Origin of the sequence: Stutzerimonas balearica DSM 6083, assembly GCF_000818015.1 — a bacterium.
In the GTDB taxonomy this organism is placed as follows: Bacteria; Pseudomonadota; Gammaproteobacteria; order Pseudomonadales; family Pseudomonadaceae; genus Stutzerimonas; species Stutzerimonas balearica.
Genome location: NZ_CP007511.1, coordinates 2,410,596 through 2,424,853, shown reverse-complemented (window position 1 = coordinate 2,424,853; position 14,258 = coordinate 2,410,596). Strand labels below are relative to the sequence as shown.

General features: G+C 69.1%; 13 protein-coding genes. 1 reads left to right on the top strand and 12 read right to left on the bottom strand.

The features are described from left to right. Positions 1-13: 13 nt before the first annotated feature. The 10 genes from CL52_RS10940 to CL52_RS10895 all read right to left on the bottom strand — a co-directional run bounded on the left by CL52_RS10940 (position 14) and on the right by CL52_RS10895 (position 8,304). On the bottom strand, positions 14-625 hold the full coding sequence (locus CL52_RS10940; RefSeq protein ID WP_043220589.1) for an NADH-quinone oxidoreductase subunit J: 612 nt from the start codon (positions 623-625) through the stop codon (positions 14-16). Next, positions 625-1,548, bottom strand: coding sequence for a complex I subunit 1 family protein (locus CL52_RS10935; protein WP_043220586.1), 924 nt, complete (start codon positions 1,546-1,548; stop codon positions 625-627). The genes CL52_RS10940 and CL52_RS10935 overlap by 1 nt, the downstream gene beginning before the upstream one ends. Next, positions 1,548-2,843, bottom strand: a complete 1,296-nt coding sequence (locus CL52_RS10930; protein ID WP_143008640.1) for a hypothetical protein — start codon at positions 2,841-2,843, stop codon at positions 1,548-1,550. Before CL52_RS10930 ends, CL52_RS10935 begins: the two co-directional genes overlap by 1 nt. After that, complete coding sequence (locus CL52_RS10925) at positions 2,834-3,175, bottom strand: NADH-quinone oxidoreductase subunit A (RefSeq protein WP_041105066.1); 342 nt, start codon at positions 3,173-3,175, stop codon at positions 2,834-2,836. Before CL52_RS10925 ends, CL52_RS10930 begins: the two co-directional genes overlap by 10 nt. A 66-nt stretch (positions 3,176-3,241) precedes the next feature. Then, entirely contained in the window at positions 3,242-4,207 is a 966-nt protein-coding gene (gene egtD, locus CL52_RS10920; protein WP_043220582.1) for an L-histidine N(alpha)-methyltransferase, read from the bottom strand. Between the two features lie 270 nt (positions 4,208-4,477). Continuing rightward, positions 4,478-4,957 (bottom strand): 2-thiouracil desulfurase family protein, encoded by a 480-nt coding sequence (locus CL52_RS10915; protein ID WP_043220579.1) that lies wholly within the window; start codon positions 4,955-4,957, stop codon positions 4,478-4,480. A gap of 71 nt (positions 4,958-5,028) precedes the next feature. Continuing rightward, a complete protein-coding gene (locus CL52_RS10910; RefSeq protein WP_043220577.1) occupies positions 5,029-5,883 on the bottom strand; it encodes a DMT family transporter in 855 nt (284 codons plus the stop codon). Positions 5,884-6,196: 313 nt separating this feature from the next. After that, positions 6,197-6,811 carry a LysE family translocator gene (locus CL52_RS10905; RefSeq protein WP_043220573.1) on the bottom strand — a complete coding sequence of 205 codons (615 nt, stop codon included), beginning with the start codon at positions 6,809-6,811 and terminating at the stop codon, positions 6,197-6,199. A gap of 85 nt (positions 6,812-6,896) precedes the next feature. After that, a complete protein-coding gene (locus CL52_RS10900) occupies positions 6,897-7,223 on the bottom strand; it encodes an antibiotic biosynthesis monooxygenase family protein (protein ID WP_043220571.1) in 327 nt (108 codons plus the stop codon). A 79-nt stretch (positions 7,224-7,302) separates the two neighbouring features. Continuing rightward, a complete protein-coding gene (locus CL52_RS10895; RefSeq protein WP_052264626.1) occupies positions 7,303-8,304 on the bottom strand; it encodes an alpha/beta fold hydrolase in 1,002 nt (333 codons plus the stop codon). Between the two features lie 229 nt (positions 8,305-8,533). Here CL52_RS10895 and CL52_RS10890 point away from each other — a divergent pair, with 229 nt between their 5' ends. Continuing rightward, complete coding sequence (locus CL52_RS10890; protein WP_043220568.1) at positions 8,534-9,763, top strand: MFS transporter; 1,230 nt, start codon at positions 8,534-8,536, stop codon at positions 9,761-9,763. A gap of 22 nt (positions 9,764-9,785) precedes the next feature. Here CL52_RS10890 and CL52_RS10885 read toward each other — a convergent pair whose 3' ends face one another. Both CL52_RS10885 and CL52_RS10880 read right to left on the bottom strand, forming a co-directional pair. Continuing rightward, positions 9,786-12,875, bottom strand: a complete 3,090-nt coding sequence (locus CL52_RS10885; RefSeq protein WP_162483743.1) for an error-prone DNA polymerase — start codon at positions 12,873-12,875, stop codon at positions 9,786-9,788. Next, positions 12,851-14,257, bottom strand: coding sequence for a Y-family DNA polymerase (locus CL52_RS10880; protein WP_041105154.1), 1,407 nt, complete (start codon positions 14,255-14,257; stop codon positions 12,851-12,853). Before CL52_RS10880 ends, CL52_RS10885 begins: the two co-directional genes overlap by 25 nt. Position 14,258 lies beyond the last annotated feature (1 nt).

Below are 14,258 nucleotides of genomic sequence, written 5' to 3'. Positions count from 1 at the left end.
GGCCTCCGTCGCGTCAGTGGTGATGGTGCGCATGCTCGCCGCCGGACTCGCCGTCCTTTTTCTCGGGCTGGCCGGCCGGGGCGCCGCCCGGGGTCAGCCCCGGCGGGAGCGAGCCCTCGCTGGCATCGCCGTAGCGGCCGCGCTGGCTGGAGAGCACCACCACGCCGATCATCGTGGCCAGCAGCACCAGCCCGGCCGACTCGAACACCAGCATCGACGGGCCGAGCATTTCCCGGCCGAGCGAGCGCACCGGCTCGAGGACGGCTGGCGCCGGGCGCTCGGGGAAGTCGGCGAAGAGGGTAACGCTGCCCAGCAGCAGGAAGATGGCGAGGCCGGCGCCGAGGGCCAGGCGCGGCTGGTGCACCATGTTCATCGGGTTGAGGCCGGCGGGGTTCATCATGAACATGACCATGAACAACGCCATGACGGTCATCTCCACGGCCATCATGAACCACAGCGCCACCCCCAGGTATTCGGCGGCGAGCAGCAGCATGATCACCCCGACTGCGATGAACGACAGCAGCAGCAGGAAGGACGCCCGTACCATCGAGTCGGTGCGGAACACCCGCCAGCCGGTGAACAGCGCGACGGCGGCGCAAACGAAGAAGGCGACATCGGTGAGCATCAGCGCATGGCCTCCAGCCCGGCCCTGATCAGGTCGACGAATGACAGCGGCAGGAAAAGCAGCCAGGCGAGGGTGACGCAGCGTTCGGGGCTGACCCGCGCCAGGGAGTGGCCGAGCCAGAGCAGCACGGCCATCACCGCCAGCGTCTTGAGCGCCAACCACAGCGGGCCGGGCAGCCAGGACCCGAGCCAGCCGCCGAGAAAGGCGGTCGCCGCCATCGCGCTGAACGCCACCAGCATCGCTGCGCGCGCCCAGGCCCAGACCAGCTGCGAGGGGCCGCTGAGCTCGGCGCGGGTGCCGCCGGCCAGGTCGGCCGGGTCGGCGAAATTCAGCGGGCCCCAGAAGCTCACGCCAAGCCCGACGATGAGAAACAGCGGCAGGCCGAGCGGCTGGCGGATCAGGTTCCAGAGTTCGCGCTGCGACTCCACCACGGCCGAGACCTGCAGCGACTCGGCCGGCAGCGCCACGCTGATCAGCACGAACATGCTGATGAGGATGTAGGACAGGCCCAGCGCCACGTAGCGATAGGCGCCGATCAGCGGCAGCAGCGCGTTGGCCGACCAGCCGTGCAGAAAGATCACCACCGTGGCCAGTGCCTCCACCGAGCCCCAGAGCACGATGCCGGTGCTGAGGTCGGTGGCGATCAGCGTCGCCGACCAGGGCACGACCGCCAGGCCGGCCGCCGCCAGCGCCAGGTAGGCCGCGGGGGCGAACTGCCAGTTGAGGTTGTCGGGGCGTTCGGTGTGGTTGGCCGGCTGCAGCCACAGCCAGGCGCCGCGCTGCAGCGGCTCGAGCCAGAGGCGGCCCGGCCTGCGGCCGGCCACTGCGGCGCCGATCGCGCCGTCGACCACCTGCAGCAGGTAAGGGCCGAGCACCAGCGTGACGAGTACCAGGAGCACCGGCGACAGCAGATCGGCGACCATCAGGCTGCCCCCCGTTGCGGTACCTGATCCGTGGACGGCTGTGGGTAAGGCGACAAGGCCGCCAGGTCCAGGCTGGCGATCAGCAGCAGCGCCTGGCTCCATTCCAGCCCCGGTAACAGGTCTGGCAACAGGTGGCAGCCGTCGGTCGGCCGCTGCTCGTTGCTCATCGTGCCGCGAGGCGTTTCCACCTGCGCCTGGCTGGCCGTTTCCAGGGCCAGGGCGTCGGCCGCGGCAGCCAGGCCAAGTGCCTGCTCGATCTCGCCCAGCCATTGCAGGACCCGTGCGCGAAGATCGCCGCCCGGGTGGCTGAGCGGGCGAAACCCCAGCCGTGCGTAGTGCCGGTCCTCGCTGCGCGCATCCTCGTCGTGCCCCGCGGCGCGGTAGGCCGGGCCGCCGAGCGAGTAGGCCTGGCCGGTATCGAGCCGGCCGATACCCGGGTCGAGCGCCTGCAGCAGGCCGCTGCGCAGGATACGTCGGCGCAGCGCGGGCAACGATCGGCCGGGCGCCAGTCGCGCGGCATCGGCCAGTGTGCGGAGGGCCAGCGCGTCGAGCCCGGCCAGGTGCAGTAGGTGCGCCAGGCGATGCAGGTGATGGCGGGCCCGCGCGATCTCCAGTTCGCCGATCGGCACCGGCCGCTCCAGCGCCTGGAACCAGCAGGGTGCGGCAGGCTGAGGGTAGGCGCGCGAGGCGAGCATCGCCATCTGCACGAGGTCGCCCTGCAGAGTCAGCTGCAGTTGCAGGCCGGACGGCAGCGCCGGGTAGAAGGGGCCGAGGGTGAACGACAGCGAGTCGAGCGTCAGGCCGTCGCGCAGGTCCTCCATCATCGCCATGGCCATCGGCCGGCCGTAGGGATAGCCGCCCATCATGCCCTCGCCACCCTGGCCATGCGCGCCGAGGCCTTTCCAGGGGTGCGGCGGTTGATCGGGCAACAGGTGCGCTGCGCCCAACCGGCGGCCTTCGAGCAACTCGCGGTGCAGGCGGGCGATCGCCGCCGGCGTGGCGTCCAGATGGTCGATACGCTCGGCATGGGGCAGCTCGGCGAGGGGCTCGCTGCACAGCCAGAGCGAGGCCGAAGGCCGCGGCAGCTGGTCATGCAGCCGGCGCAGCGCCTCGTGCTGGTCGGGCGGAACGCCGCCGGCGACCAGCAGCACACTGGCGTGGCGCGGCGAGTCCACCAGCTCCACCCGCGGGTCCAATGCCAACGCCTCGCGCACCGGGCCGGCGTGCATGCCGAGCGCGACGAACACCGGTGCCGGGCGCGCCGCCGCCAGACGAGCGAGCAGCCCTATTGCCACCGGAACACCCCCTCGCGCCAGGCGTAGACGATGCCCACCGAGAGAATGGCGAGGAACATGCCCATTTCCATCAGGGCCTTCATGCCCTCGGCGACATAGACCACTGCCCAGGGGTACATGAACATCATCTCCATCTCGAAGGCGATCAGCAGCAGCGTCATCGGGTAATAGCGCACGTGGTAGCGGCTCCACGCATGGCTGTCGGGCAGGCCGCCACCGAGGAAGGGCGCCCGCTGCGGCCAGGCCGGCAGGCGCCGTTGCCACGGCCGCTGCAAGGCGAGCCCGGCGATGAACATGAGGGTCACGATGAGCGAAAGCGCGAGCAGCTCCATGGGGGCCTCCGTTCGGTGGGGCGGCGGGCCGAAGGGCGACAGGCGCCGCATCGGCCGGGGCGATGCTCAGGCGGTGCGCTGCAGGTAATGCACGCTGAACAGGCGGTCGGCGTCGGTCCACTGCGCGAGGCTGGTGTAGCCGGCGCTGCGGGCGAGGGCGGCGAAGGATTGCAGGCTGTACTTGTAGGAATTCTCGGTGTGCAGCGTTTCGCCCTTGGCGAAGCGGAAGCGCCGGCCCTCGATCGTCACCTGCTGCGCCTCGCGGCTGACCAGGTGCATCTCGATGCGCGACTGGCCTTCGTTGAAGATCGCCTTGTGGCTGAAGCGTGCGGGGTCGATATCGCTGTCCAGCTCGCGGCGAATGCGCTCGAGCAGGTTCAGGTTGAAGGCCGCGGTGACGCCGGCGGCATCGTTGTAGGCGGCTTCGAGCACGGCCTTGTCCTTGACCAGGTCGACGCCGACCAGCAGGCCGCCGCCGACCGGCAGCAGGCTGTGCAAGCGGGTGAGGAACTGCTGCGCCTGGGTCGGGGTGAAGTTGCCGATGCTCGAGCCGGGGAAGAAGGCCAGCGGGCAGCTGCTGTCGAAGCCTTCCGGCAGGTGCAGCTCATCGCTGAAATCAGCGCACAGGGCATGCACGTCGAGCCAGGAATAGTCGGCCGCGAGCTTCTGCGTGCTGCTGCGCAGGAAGTCCTCGGAGATGTCGATGCCCAGGTAGCTGGCCGGGCGCATGGCCTCGAGCAGCAGGCGCACCTTGCGGCTGGCGCCGCTGCCGAATTCGATAAGGTCGGCCTCGGGCCCGGCGATCGCGGCGATCTCGCCGGCCGCTTCGCGCAGGATGCGTTCCTCGGTGCGCGTCGGGTAGTACTCCGGCTGCTCGGTGATCTGCTCGAAGAGTTCCGAGCCGCGGCGGTCGTAGAAGTATTTCGGCGAGGCCCACTTGGGTGTGGCGGCGAAGCCGGCGAGGGCATCGTCGCGCAGGCAGGAATGGCTGGAGCTGGCGAGCTGGTCGTGAAAGCGAATGGCGAGGGCCATCAGGGTGTCTCCTGGGCTGGGCAGGCACTGTGGTGTCAGCGCTCGTTGGAGGCGACAGACTGGTGGGCGAAAGCCATCCGCGCGCCGTTCCATGCGCCGCTACCTGCTTCCCTCTTCGCGCCCGGATGGCCATGTCCTGTCGTTCGCCGTGTCCGGTTTCTCTGTTTTACGACTGCCCTGTTTCCTCGGGGGTTCCGGTCGCCAAATTACAATGCCGTAAGCTTGCCGGCCGACGTCGGGCTCGGCCCGTCGCCAGCCAACGCAGGGATTTCACCCCAGCTCGCGGATCAGCCGGTCGAGCTCGTGCTGGCTGTATACCCGAATGCCATTGGCGCTCAGCAGGGCCGCGGTCACCCCCATGCCGGCCTTGCGGATACCGCTGAAGGTGCCGTCGTAGATGCTGGAGCTGCCGCAGGAGGGGCTGGACTCGGTCAGGATGGCATGGCGGATGCCTTCGGCCATGCAGCGGGCCAGGGCCTGGCGGGCACCGTCCAGAAAGGCGTCGGTGACATCCTGGCCGCTGATGTCCATCACCCTGTCGCGTCCGGCGAGCACGTCCTGGCCACTGGCCGAGCGAATTTCCGCGGGTGGGCGTGGGGTCGGCAGCCCGGCAGCCACTTCCGGGCAGAAGGCGACCAGCTCGACATGCGTTTCGAGCCACTCCAGCGCCGGGGCGGGCAGGTTCAGGGCGCCCGCGTTGTAACGAACCTTGCAGCCCAGCAGACATGAGCTGACCAGCACCTTTTTCATGTTTCGTTCCTGTTCGGTATGCGGGGTTGCTGTGCTCCGCGAGCGGCACGCGAGAGCGTGCCGCATGCTGCCTAGCGCTGCCGAAAGGCCAGGCCGAGCCCGGCGAAGATGATCGCCATGCCGATCCAGCCCGGCAGCGGCAAGGCGTTGCCGAGCAATAGATGGTCGAGCAGAGCGGTCACGACCGGCACAAGGTAGAAGAGACCTGTCACGTTGACCAGGTTGCCGGCCTGGATCAATCGGTACAGCAACAGCTGCGCGCCAACCGAGATCACCAGGCCCAACCACAGCCACGGCAGGACGAAACCTGCCACCCAGTCGACCTCGAACGGCCTGAACGGGACGAACAGCAGGCACAGCAGCAGGCTGGCCATGTACTGCAGCGGCAATACCTGCTGCGGGGCCTGGCCGATGCGCTTCTGCAGGATGGCGCCAAAGGTCACGCAGCCCAGCGCGAGCAGCGCGAACAGCATGCCGAGGGCAGAGAAGCCTGCGCCGCTCAGGCCCTGCTGCACCACCAGCGCCAGCCCACCCAGCGCCAGCAACAGGCCGGAGAGACGCGCCGCACTGAAGTGCCGCTCGACGAGTACCAGCGTCAGGATCGGCTGCACGCCGAGAACCGTGGCCAGCACGCCGGGCGTCACGCCGTTCTCCAGGGCAAGGAAGTAACAGATCGAATAACCGCCGATCAGGGCCAGCCCGGAAACCAGGACCTGCCGGCGACTATCCGGTTGCGGCAGGAACTGTCGTCGCAGCGCGGCGATCGCCAGCAGGGCGACCAGCGCCAGGGCGAAGCGCAGGGTGAGGATGGCAAAGGCGGAACTGTGGTCCAGCGCCCAGCGTGAAGAGATTGCGCCGCTGCCCCAGAGCAGGACGAACAGCGCGGTCGAGCCGTACGCGGCCCACGTAGTCTTGATGGTTTTCATTGAACACCTGTCAGGTCGTGACGCAACAGCCGTGCACGGCATGGCCAGCAGAGGCGAGCCGAATCAGCGCGGAAGTGGCGTAAAGGTCGTCAGAACGATGCGTTCGCCAGCCCAGGGGGCGGCGCAAGGGCGACCGAGACAGGGGGTGGTGCGGCGCCAGGCACACGCAACGACGCTTCCCCTGAGCGGGGACCGGTGAACGGTAGGTCGTGCGTGTTCGTAGGCATGGCGGGCAGCCGTGGGGTGGACCATCGGGACGCTACCCGAGCGCGCCGGGGGCGTCAATGCCGAGGGCAGGTGGCGTCTGTGTGGCTCAGCGATCCGCCAGGGCGAGGTTCGCGCCCAGGCCGGCGAAGGATGCCGCGAAGCCGCGACGCAACCAGGTCTGCACGCGTGTCGATTCGATCACCGCGGTGCGGAACAGGTGCGCCAGCAGGCCATAGAGCACGAAGACCGCAAAGGTCATGCCCATGAAGGTCGCGCTCAGGATCAGCAACGGCCGCAGCGGGTCGCCGGCGCCGGGCTGGATGAACTGCGGCAGGAAGGCCAGAAAGAAGATCGTCAGCTTGGGATTCAGGATATTGAGCAGGAACGCCTTGGCGATCAGGCCCGCCGCGCTGCACCGCACCGCGCCCGTCTCGACCGCAAAGGCCGAGCGGTCGCGCCAAGTGGCATAGGCCAGATAGAACAGGTAGGCGACGCCCGCGTATTTCAGCCCCTGGAAGGCCAGGGCGCTGGCATGCAGCACCGCAGCCAGGCCCAGGATGGTCGCCAGCAGGTGCGGCACGATGCCGGCCGTGCAGCCCAGCGCGGCGATCACGCCTGCCCGGCGGCCGTGGATCAGTGCCGTGGAGACGGTGTAGATCACCCCGGCGCCCGGGATCAGCACCACCACCAGCGAGGTGAGCAGGAACTCGAGGCTGAGCATGGCGAGGCACTCCTTATCGCAGGCGGGTTAGCGGAGCCGGGAAACGTCCGGCTCCTGGCAAGGTAGACGGGCCGGCGGCACTTGGCTAGGGCAGGCCGTACTCGCGCTCGACGCAGGCGATGCGCACCCGGAAGGCCGAGTACCAGCGCTCGCGGCCCAGCCGTTGCGCCTGCCGATGCTCGACCTGCGCCCGCCATTGCCGGATCGAGTCCAGGTCAGCCCAGTACGACACGGTGATCCCCAGGCCGTCCCTGGCTGACTCCACGCCAAGAAAGCCGGGCTGGCAACGGGCCAGTTCGAGCATTCGCTCGGCCATCTGGGCGTAGCCGTCGTCGACCTCGTGGCGATGCGAAGTGAAAATCACGGCGTAGTAGGGCGGGGCAGGTGTTTCGGCAAGGGGCGGCAAGGTCATTTCGGACGCCTCATGGCGGCTGGACTCCGGGCCGACCGATGCTAGCCCAACCCGGCGCCGCACACGCGCGCGTGGTAGATCAGCGCCGCGCCTCGAGCCCTTGCAACAGAGCCCTGTGGAACCGCTCGGGTGCCTCGATCTGCGGCGAATGACCCAGCTCGGCAAAGGTCACCAGGGTTGCCTGCGGTATCCGCTGTGCGGCGTCGCGCGCCAGCACCGGATAGTTGCCCAGGCGTTCGGCAACCGCCTGCGGGGCGCGGTTGGCCCCCGGCGCGGTGCGGTCCTGATTGCCGATCAACAGCAATGTCGGCACCTGGAGCCGGGCGAACTCATGGATCACCGGCTGGGTGAACACCATGTCGGAAGTCTGCGACTGGTTCCAGGCGACGATTTCCCGACCCTCCCCGGCATACAGACCGGCCAGCATCTCTACCGGGCGGTCGTATTCGGGTTTCCATTGGCCGTTGTAGTAGAACTTGCGCTGATAGGCCTTGATCGAGTCGAAATCGGTCTTCAGCTCGGCCTGGTAAAGCTGTTCGATCGGCGCGTAGGGCACGCCTTCGGCCTGCCAATCTTCCAGGCCGATCGGATTGACCAGCACAAGCTGTTCGACCTGCTCGGGGTAATTCAGCGCGAAGCGCGAGGCCAGCATGCCTCCCATCGAGTGGCCGATGACCGTTGCTCGTTCCACCTTCAGCGCCTGCAGCAACTGGCGCGTGTTGTGTGCCAGCTGGGCGAAGCTGAACTGATAGCCCTCCGGCTTGCTGGAGCGGCAGAAGCCGATCTGGTCCGGCGCAATGACGCGAAAGCCGCGCTCTGAGAGCACGGCGATGGTCTGTTCCCAGGTGGCCGCGCAGAAGTTCTTGCCATGCAGCAGCAGCGCCGTGCGGCCGTTCGCTTCGCCTTGCGGCGGCACGTCCATGTAGGCCATCGACAGGCTCTGCCCCTGGGAGGAAAGGGCGTGGCGGGTGACCGGATAGGGATAATCGAACCCCTCCAGCTGCGGCCCGTAGCTCGGGCGTGGGCCGGCGTGGGCGGCGGACAGGACGGCCAGGCCGAGAAGGCAGCACAGCGAAGGCAGGGGCTTGTTCACGCATCGTTCTCCTGGCGAGTGGCAGCGGGGTAGCCAAGCCCGGCGCGAACAGCGGTTCACGCGGGCTCCCTTGTAGTACCGCCAATGCCGGCCGGGGTTCGCCGGGGCGCGCACGAGATTTTGTGCGCGTGTTGCGGCGCTGCCTTTCGTGACGCGGCAGAGAAGGGGGCGGCTTGGCATAATCCGTGTCCCTTCATCGCCACGACGAGAGTTCGCCATGTCGCCCGACCAGTCCCCGCCAGCGCACGAGGCCGAGCTTTCCGAGCGCGATCAGCGGGCCAACGTCTGGCGCCTGACGCTGGCCCAGGCACTGGCCGGGGCGAATGCCGTGGTGGTCTATGCGACCGGCGCAATCATCGGCAACCAGCTGGCCCCGGCGCCGGTCCTGGCAACCTTGCCGATCTCGATCTTTGTCGTGGGCATGGCCGCCTGCATTCTTCCTGCCGGTGCGGTGGCGCGCCGCCATGGGCGGCGAACCGCGTTCCTGGCCGGGACGTCGGCCGGGGTGCTCACCGGTCTGCTGGCAGCGCTCGCCGTGGTCGTCGGCAGTTTCTGGCTGTTCTGCCTGGCGACCTTCTTCGGGGGCAGTTACGCCGCGGTCGTTCTGTCGTTCCGCTTCGCCGCCGCCGATGGTGTGGCGCCGGCGCGCCGGGCACGTGCGCTTTCGCTGGTGATGGGCGGTGGGGTGGCAGCCGGTGTGATCGGGCCGCAGCTCGTGACCTGGACCATGCACCTGTGGCCGCCGCACACCTTTGCCGCCACCTTCGTGGTGCAGGCGCTGGTAGCGGTGGTGGCGGCACTGGTGCTGCTGGGCGTGCGCCTGCCCCGGCCGACGGCGGCAGAGCTGGCCGGTGGCCGCCCGCTGGCGCTGATCCTGCGCCAGCCACGCTTCATCGCGGCGGCGACCTGCGGGGCGGTCACCTACATGCTGATGAATTTCGTGATGACCGCAGCGCCGCTGGCGATGCACCTGCACGGCCACTCGCAGGCCTCGTCCAACCTGGGCCTGCAATGGCACGTGATCGCCATGTACGGGCCGAGTTTCTTTACCGGCGCCCTGATCGGCCGCTTCGGTGCGGCGCGTGTCGCCATCGCCGGCCTGCTGCTGACCGGGCTGTCGGCCATCGTGGGCCTTGGCGGGGTTGATCTCGGGCATTTCTGGCTCGCGCTGATTCTGCTCGGTCTGGGCTGGAACTTCGGCTTTCTCGGCGCTTCGGCGCTGGTGCTGGAATGCCATCGCCCGGAGGAGAAGACGCGGGTCCAGTCGCTCAACGACTTCATCGTCTTCGGCATGATGGCCGTCGGCTCGTTTTCGTCGGGCGGGCTGTTGAGCGCCTATGGCTGGAATGCCGTGCTCTGGGTCTCCTTCGCGCCGTTGGCCGTGGCGTTCGCAGCGGTCATCCTGGCCCGGCGGCACGCGCGCGAGGCGGCGGTTCGCCAGGCCTGAGCCGCTCGCGCTGCGGGCCTGGTCACTGAAAATCGCGGCTGCGTACGTCGAGCCCGGTCAGCAAGGGCGAGAGGTCGGTCAGGCGCCCGGCAATCACATGGCGCACACCGCTCTGCGTTTCGAAGCGTCCGTCGACGCGCAGCAGCTGCGATTGCAGCAGGACGCGGCGCTGGCGCTCGGCCAGGTCATACCAGACCACCACGTTGACCAGCCCGTATTCGTCTTCGAGGGTGACGAAAATCACCCCGCTGGCGGTTTGCGGGCGCTGGCGGCCGATCACCAGCCCGGCGACGCTCACCGGCCGGCCATGTTCGACCGCACCCAGCTCGCGTGAACTGCGACAGCGCAGCGCCCGCAGCCGGGGCCGCAGCAGCGTCAGCGGATGAGGGCCAAGGGTAGTGCCAAGCGTGGCGTAGTCGGTCAGCAGGTCTTCGCCAACCGTCGGCGGTGGCAGCGCCACGGGGGCTTCGACCGGCTGTTCCACCTCGGCGAACAAGGGCAGCTGGGGTTCGACGCCGGCCACCGCCCAGCGCGCCCGGTGCCGATTACCGGCCAAACCGCGCAGGGCACCGGCGTCGGCCAGGTGTTCGCGGGCACGAACGTCCAGTCGGGCGCGCTGGCTGAGGTCGTCGACATCGCCGAATGGGCGCTGCCGGCGTGCCGCCTCGATCCGCTGGGCATCCTCCTGGCGAAACCCCCGGACCAGGCGCAGGCCAAGGCGAATCGCCGGCTGCGCCGCGGTGCTCGGCTCCAGGCTGCAATCCCAGTCGCTGTAGCGCACGTCCACCGGGCGCACCTCGATGCCGTGGCGGCGTGCATCCTGCAGCACCTGATCGGGGCTGTAGAAGCCCATCGGCCAGCTGTTCACCAGCGCGCAGGCATAGGCCGCCGGCTCGTGGCATTTCAGCCAGCTGCTGGCATAGCTGAGCAGGGCGAAGCTGGCGGCATGCGACTCGGGAAAGCCGTAGCTGCCAAAACCCTGGATCTGCTTGAAGATGCGTTCGATGAAGGCCTCGGAATAGCGCTTGTCGCGCATGCGCGTGGCCAGGCGCTGGCGGTGCGGCTCCAGCCCGCCGTGGCGCTTCCAGGCGGCCATGCTGCGGCGCAGTTCATCGGCTTCGCCGGGGCTGTAGTTGGCCGCTACCATCGCCAGTTCCATCACCTGCTCCTGGAACAGCGGCACGCCCAGGGTGCGTTCGAGCACCGGGCGCAACTCCTCGGAAGGGTAATCCACCGGCTCCTCCCGGTTTCGCCGGCGCAGGTAGGGATGGACCATGTCGCCCTGGATCGGGCCGGGGCGGACGATGGCGACCTGGATCACCAGGTCGTAGAAGGTCCTGGGTTGCAGGCGCGGGAGCATCGCCATCTGCGCCCGCGATTCGATCTGAAACACGCCGATGGTGTCGGCCCGGCTGACCATGGCATAGGTCGCCGGGTCTTCCTGCGGCAGGCTGGCCAGCGTCCAGCGCGTGCCGCGATAGGCCTCGATCAGGGCAAAGCAGCGGCGCAGCGCGCTGAGCATGCCGAGTGCGAGCACATCGACCTTGAGCAGGCCGACCTGATCGAGGTCGTCCTTGTCCCACTGGATGACGGTGCGTTCGGCCATGCTCGCGTTTTCCACGGGCACCAGGGTTTCCAGCGGCTGCTCGGAAATCACGAAACCGCCCGGGTGCTGCGACAGGTGGCGCGGAAAGCCGATCAGCTCGGCGGTCAGGGCCAGCACGCGGCGCAGCAGCGGGTTGTCGGCGTCGAAGCCGGCTTCGGCCAGGCGCTCGGCGCAAGGGATGCCATCGCTCCAGCGGCCGCAGCAGTCGGCCAGGGCATTGACCTGATCCGGCGGCAGGCCGAGCGCCTTGGCCACATCGCGCACGGCGCCGGCAGCGTGATAGCTGCTGACCACCGCGGTCAGCGCGGCACGCCCGCGGCCGTAGCGGCCGAACACGTACTGGATGACCGCTTCGCGGCGTTCGTGCTCGAAATCGACGTCGATGTCCGGTGGCTCGTTGCGCTCGCGCGAAAGGAAACGCTCGAACAGCAGCTTGCTGCGCGAGGGGTCGAGTTCGGTGATGCCGAGGGCGAAGCACACGGTGGAGTTGGCCGCCGAGCCGCGGCCCTGGCAGAGGATGCCCTGTTCGCGCGCCCAGCGGACGATGTCGTGCACGGTCAAGAAGTAGCTTTCGTAACGCAGCTCGGCGATCAGCGAGAGTTCGTGCTCGATCCGCTCGCGCGCGATGGCCGGGACGCCGTCGGGCCAGCGCCAGCGCGCGCCCTGTTCGGTCAGCCGGCGCAGCCAGGAGGTGGCGTCATAACCGTTGGGAACCAGCTCGCGCGGGTATTCGTAGCGCAGCTGGGCGAGGTCGAAGCGGCAGCGCTCGCTGATGCGCAGCGTCTCGGCGAGCAGCTCGGCGGGGTAGAGCTCGGCCAGTTCCTGGCGACGACGCAGATGCCGTTCGCCATTGGCGAACAGATGCGCGCCGGCCTCGGCCACCGGCAGATGGTGACGGATGGCGGTCATGCAGTCCTGCAGGGCACGCCGGCCACGGGCATGCATGTGGACGTCGCCACAGGCCACCGGCGGCAGGCCGCAGCGGGCCGCCAGGGCAAGTGCCTGACGCAGGCGCTCGGCGTCGTCCGCACCACGGTGCAAGGCGATGCCGAGCCAGCTGCGGCCCGGGAAGTGCGCCTGCAGCCAGTCGGCATGCGCGAGCTGGTGTTCGCCCAGCCAGAGGGCGAGCAGGCCGTCCAGCGGTTCGCTGAAGTCGCTGCTCAGCAGGCGGTAGCTGCCCTTTTCGCTGCGCCGGCGAGCCCTGGTGATCAGCCGGCACAGCGCCTGGTAGCCGGCCAGGTTCTCGGCCAGCAGGACCAGCTTGGGACCTTGTTCGATACGCACCTCGCTGCCGACGATCAGCGGCACGCCGGCGGCCTTCGAGGCCTGCCAGGCGCGGACGATGCCGGCGAGGGTACATTCGTCGGTGATGGCCAGCGCGCGGTAGCCCAGGCGCGCGGCACGTTCGAAGAGTTCGTGGGCGCTGCTGGCACCACGCTGGAAGCTGAAGTTGGACAGGCAGTGCAGCTCGGCGTAATCGCTCATGCGAACCAGCCTTGCAGCCACAGTGGGCCGCCGCCAACCGGGCGGAATGCCCAGCCGCGCTGGCCAGCCCGGGTCTGCACGAGGTAGTAGTCGCGGCGTATGTCGCCGCCGTCCCACCAGCCGCTTTCGATGCGCTCGGGGCCGGCGAGCACTTGCACCGTGGCTTCCTGTAGCGCAATCGGCTGCTGCAGCAGCCAGCCGGGGCGTGCTCCACAGGGTGGCAGCGCCGCATGGCCCGGCTGCTGGCTCCAGGCGTGCTCGGGACGGTGGTCGGCGCAGGCACCCAGGCCCTGCACGGCGTCTTCGCCCAGGCGTGCTCGCAGCCGCTCGCGCAACTGCTCCCAGGGCAGCGATTGCTGAGGGCGCTCGTCGAACAGCTGGCGGCGCTCCGGGGCGAAGGCCGGCAGGTCACGGGCAACCAGGCGGACCGCGAGCACCGGTGCCGGCAGTTGCAGCTGTTCGAGCCGGCCACGGGTCAGCTCGAACAGCATGGCCGCTTCGCGCTCGGCACCGAGCAGGCCGACAACGACCTGGCTGTCGGCGTGGTGACGATGCTCCAGATACAGCACGAAGCGCTGCACACCGCTGTCACGGCCGGCCAGGTAGGCGGCGAGGTCGGCGGTCAGGCGGCGCAGCGGGAACAGCAGCGCCTGGTGGGACTCGACCTCGAAATTCAGCTCGATGCGCGCCTCGAACAGGTCCGGCGGGCGATAGAACGCCAGGGCCAGCGGGCGGCGCCCGAACAGGGTGTCGAGCTGGATCAGCACCTCGGCGGCAAAGCGCTTGGCCAGGCCATCGCGTGGCAATGCCAGCAGCTGCTGCAGGCGGTGCACGCCCATGCGGGCAAAGGCCGTGGCCGCCTCGCGGGGCAGGCCGAGGCGCTCGACCGGCAGCTGGCCGAGCGCCTGCTGCAGCGCGATGTCGTCGGTCACTGCCAGGCCGTCATGGGCGTTGGCCAGCACGCGTGCCGCTGCCGGGTTGGGCGCGAGCGTGATGCGATGGCGAAAGCCCAGTGCCGTCAGCTGCTCGCGCAGGCGCGCCTCGAAGCGTGGCCAGGGGCCGAACAGGCCGAGGCTCGACTGCACTTCCAGGAGCAGGCAACGCGGATAGTGCAGGCTGACCTGGGCGCTGTAGCCATAGGCCCAGGCCGCGAGGAACTGCTGCCAGTGTTGCACGTGCGCGAGGTCGTAATCGGCCACGGCGAAGTCGCGGGTCAGCGCCTGGGCCGCGGTGAGCGATTGCCCCGGTTTGAGGCCGAGCGCGCGGGCGGCTGGGTTGACTGCCTGCAACACGCGGCGCTGCGGCGGCCCGGCGAGCAGTACCAGCGGCGCCTCGGCATCGGTGCGCTGGCGCAGGATGCCGTCCATCGCCAGTTGCGGGAGCAGAATGCAGGCCCAGAGCATG

Excerpts from the sequence above, each read along its gene's own strand:
- CL52_RS10905 (WP_043220573.1), bottom strand. The coding sequence starts at position 6,811 with ATGCTCAGCCTCGAGTTCCTGCTCACCTCGCTGGTGGTGGTGCTGATC.
- CL52_RS10910 (WP_043220577.1), bottom strand. The coding sequence starts at position 5,883 with ATGAAAACCATCAAGACTACGTGGGCCGCGTACGGCTCGACCGCGCTG.
- CL52_RS10890 (WP_043220568.1), top strand. The coding sequence starts at position 8,534 with ATGTCGCCCGACCAGTCCCCGCCAGCGCACGAGGCCGAGCTTTCCGAG.
- egtD (WP_043220582.1), bottom strand. The coding sequence starts at position 4,207 with ATGGCCCTCGCCATTCGCTTTCACGACCAGCTCGCCAGCTCCAGCCAT.
- CL52_RS10925 (WP_041105066.1), bottom strand. The coding sequence starts at position 3,175 with ATGGAGCTGCTCGCGCTTTCGCTCATCGTGACCCTCATGTTCATCGCC.
- CL52_RS10915 (WP_043220579.1), bottom strand. The coding sequence starts at position 4,957 with ATGAAAAAGGTGCTGGTCAGCTCATGTCTGCTGGGCTGCAAGGTTCGT.
- CL52_RS10900 (WP_043220571.1), bottom strand. The coding sequence starts at position 7,223 with ATGACCTTGCCGCCCCTTGCCGAAACACCTGCCCCGCCCTACTACGCC.
- CL52_RS10940 (WP_043220589.1), bottom strand. The coding sequence starts at position 625 with ATGCTCACCGATGTCGCCTTCTTCGTTTGCGCCGCCGTCGCGCTGTTC.
- CL52_RS10880 (WP_041105154.1), bottom strand. The coding sequence starts at position 14,257 with ATGCTCTGGGCCTGCATTCTGCTCCCGCAACTGGCGATGGACGGCATC.
- CL52_RS10935 (WP_043220586.1), bottom strand. The coding sequence starts at position 1,548 with ATGGTCGCCGATCTGCTGTCGCCGGTGCTCCTGGTACTCGTCACGCTG.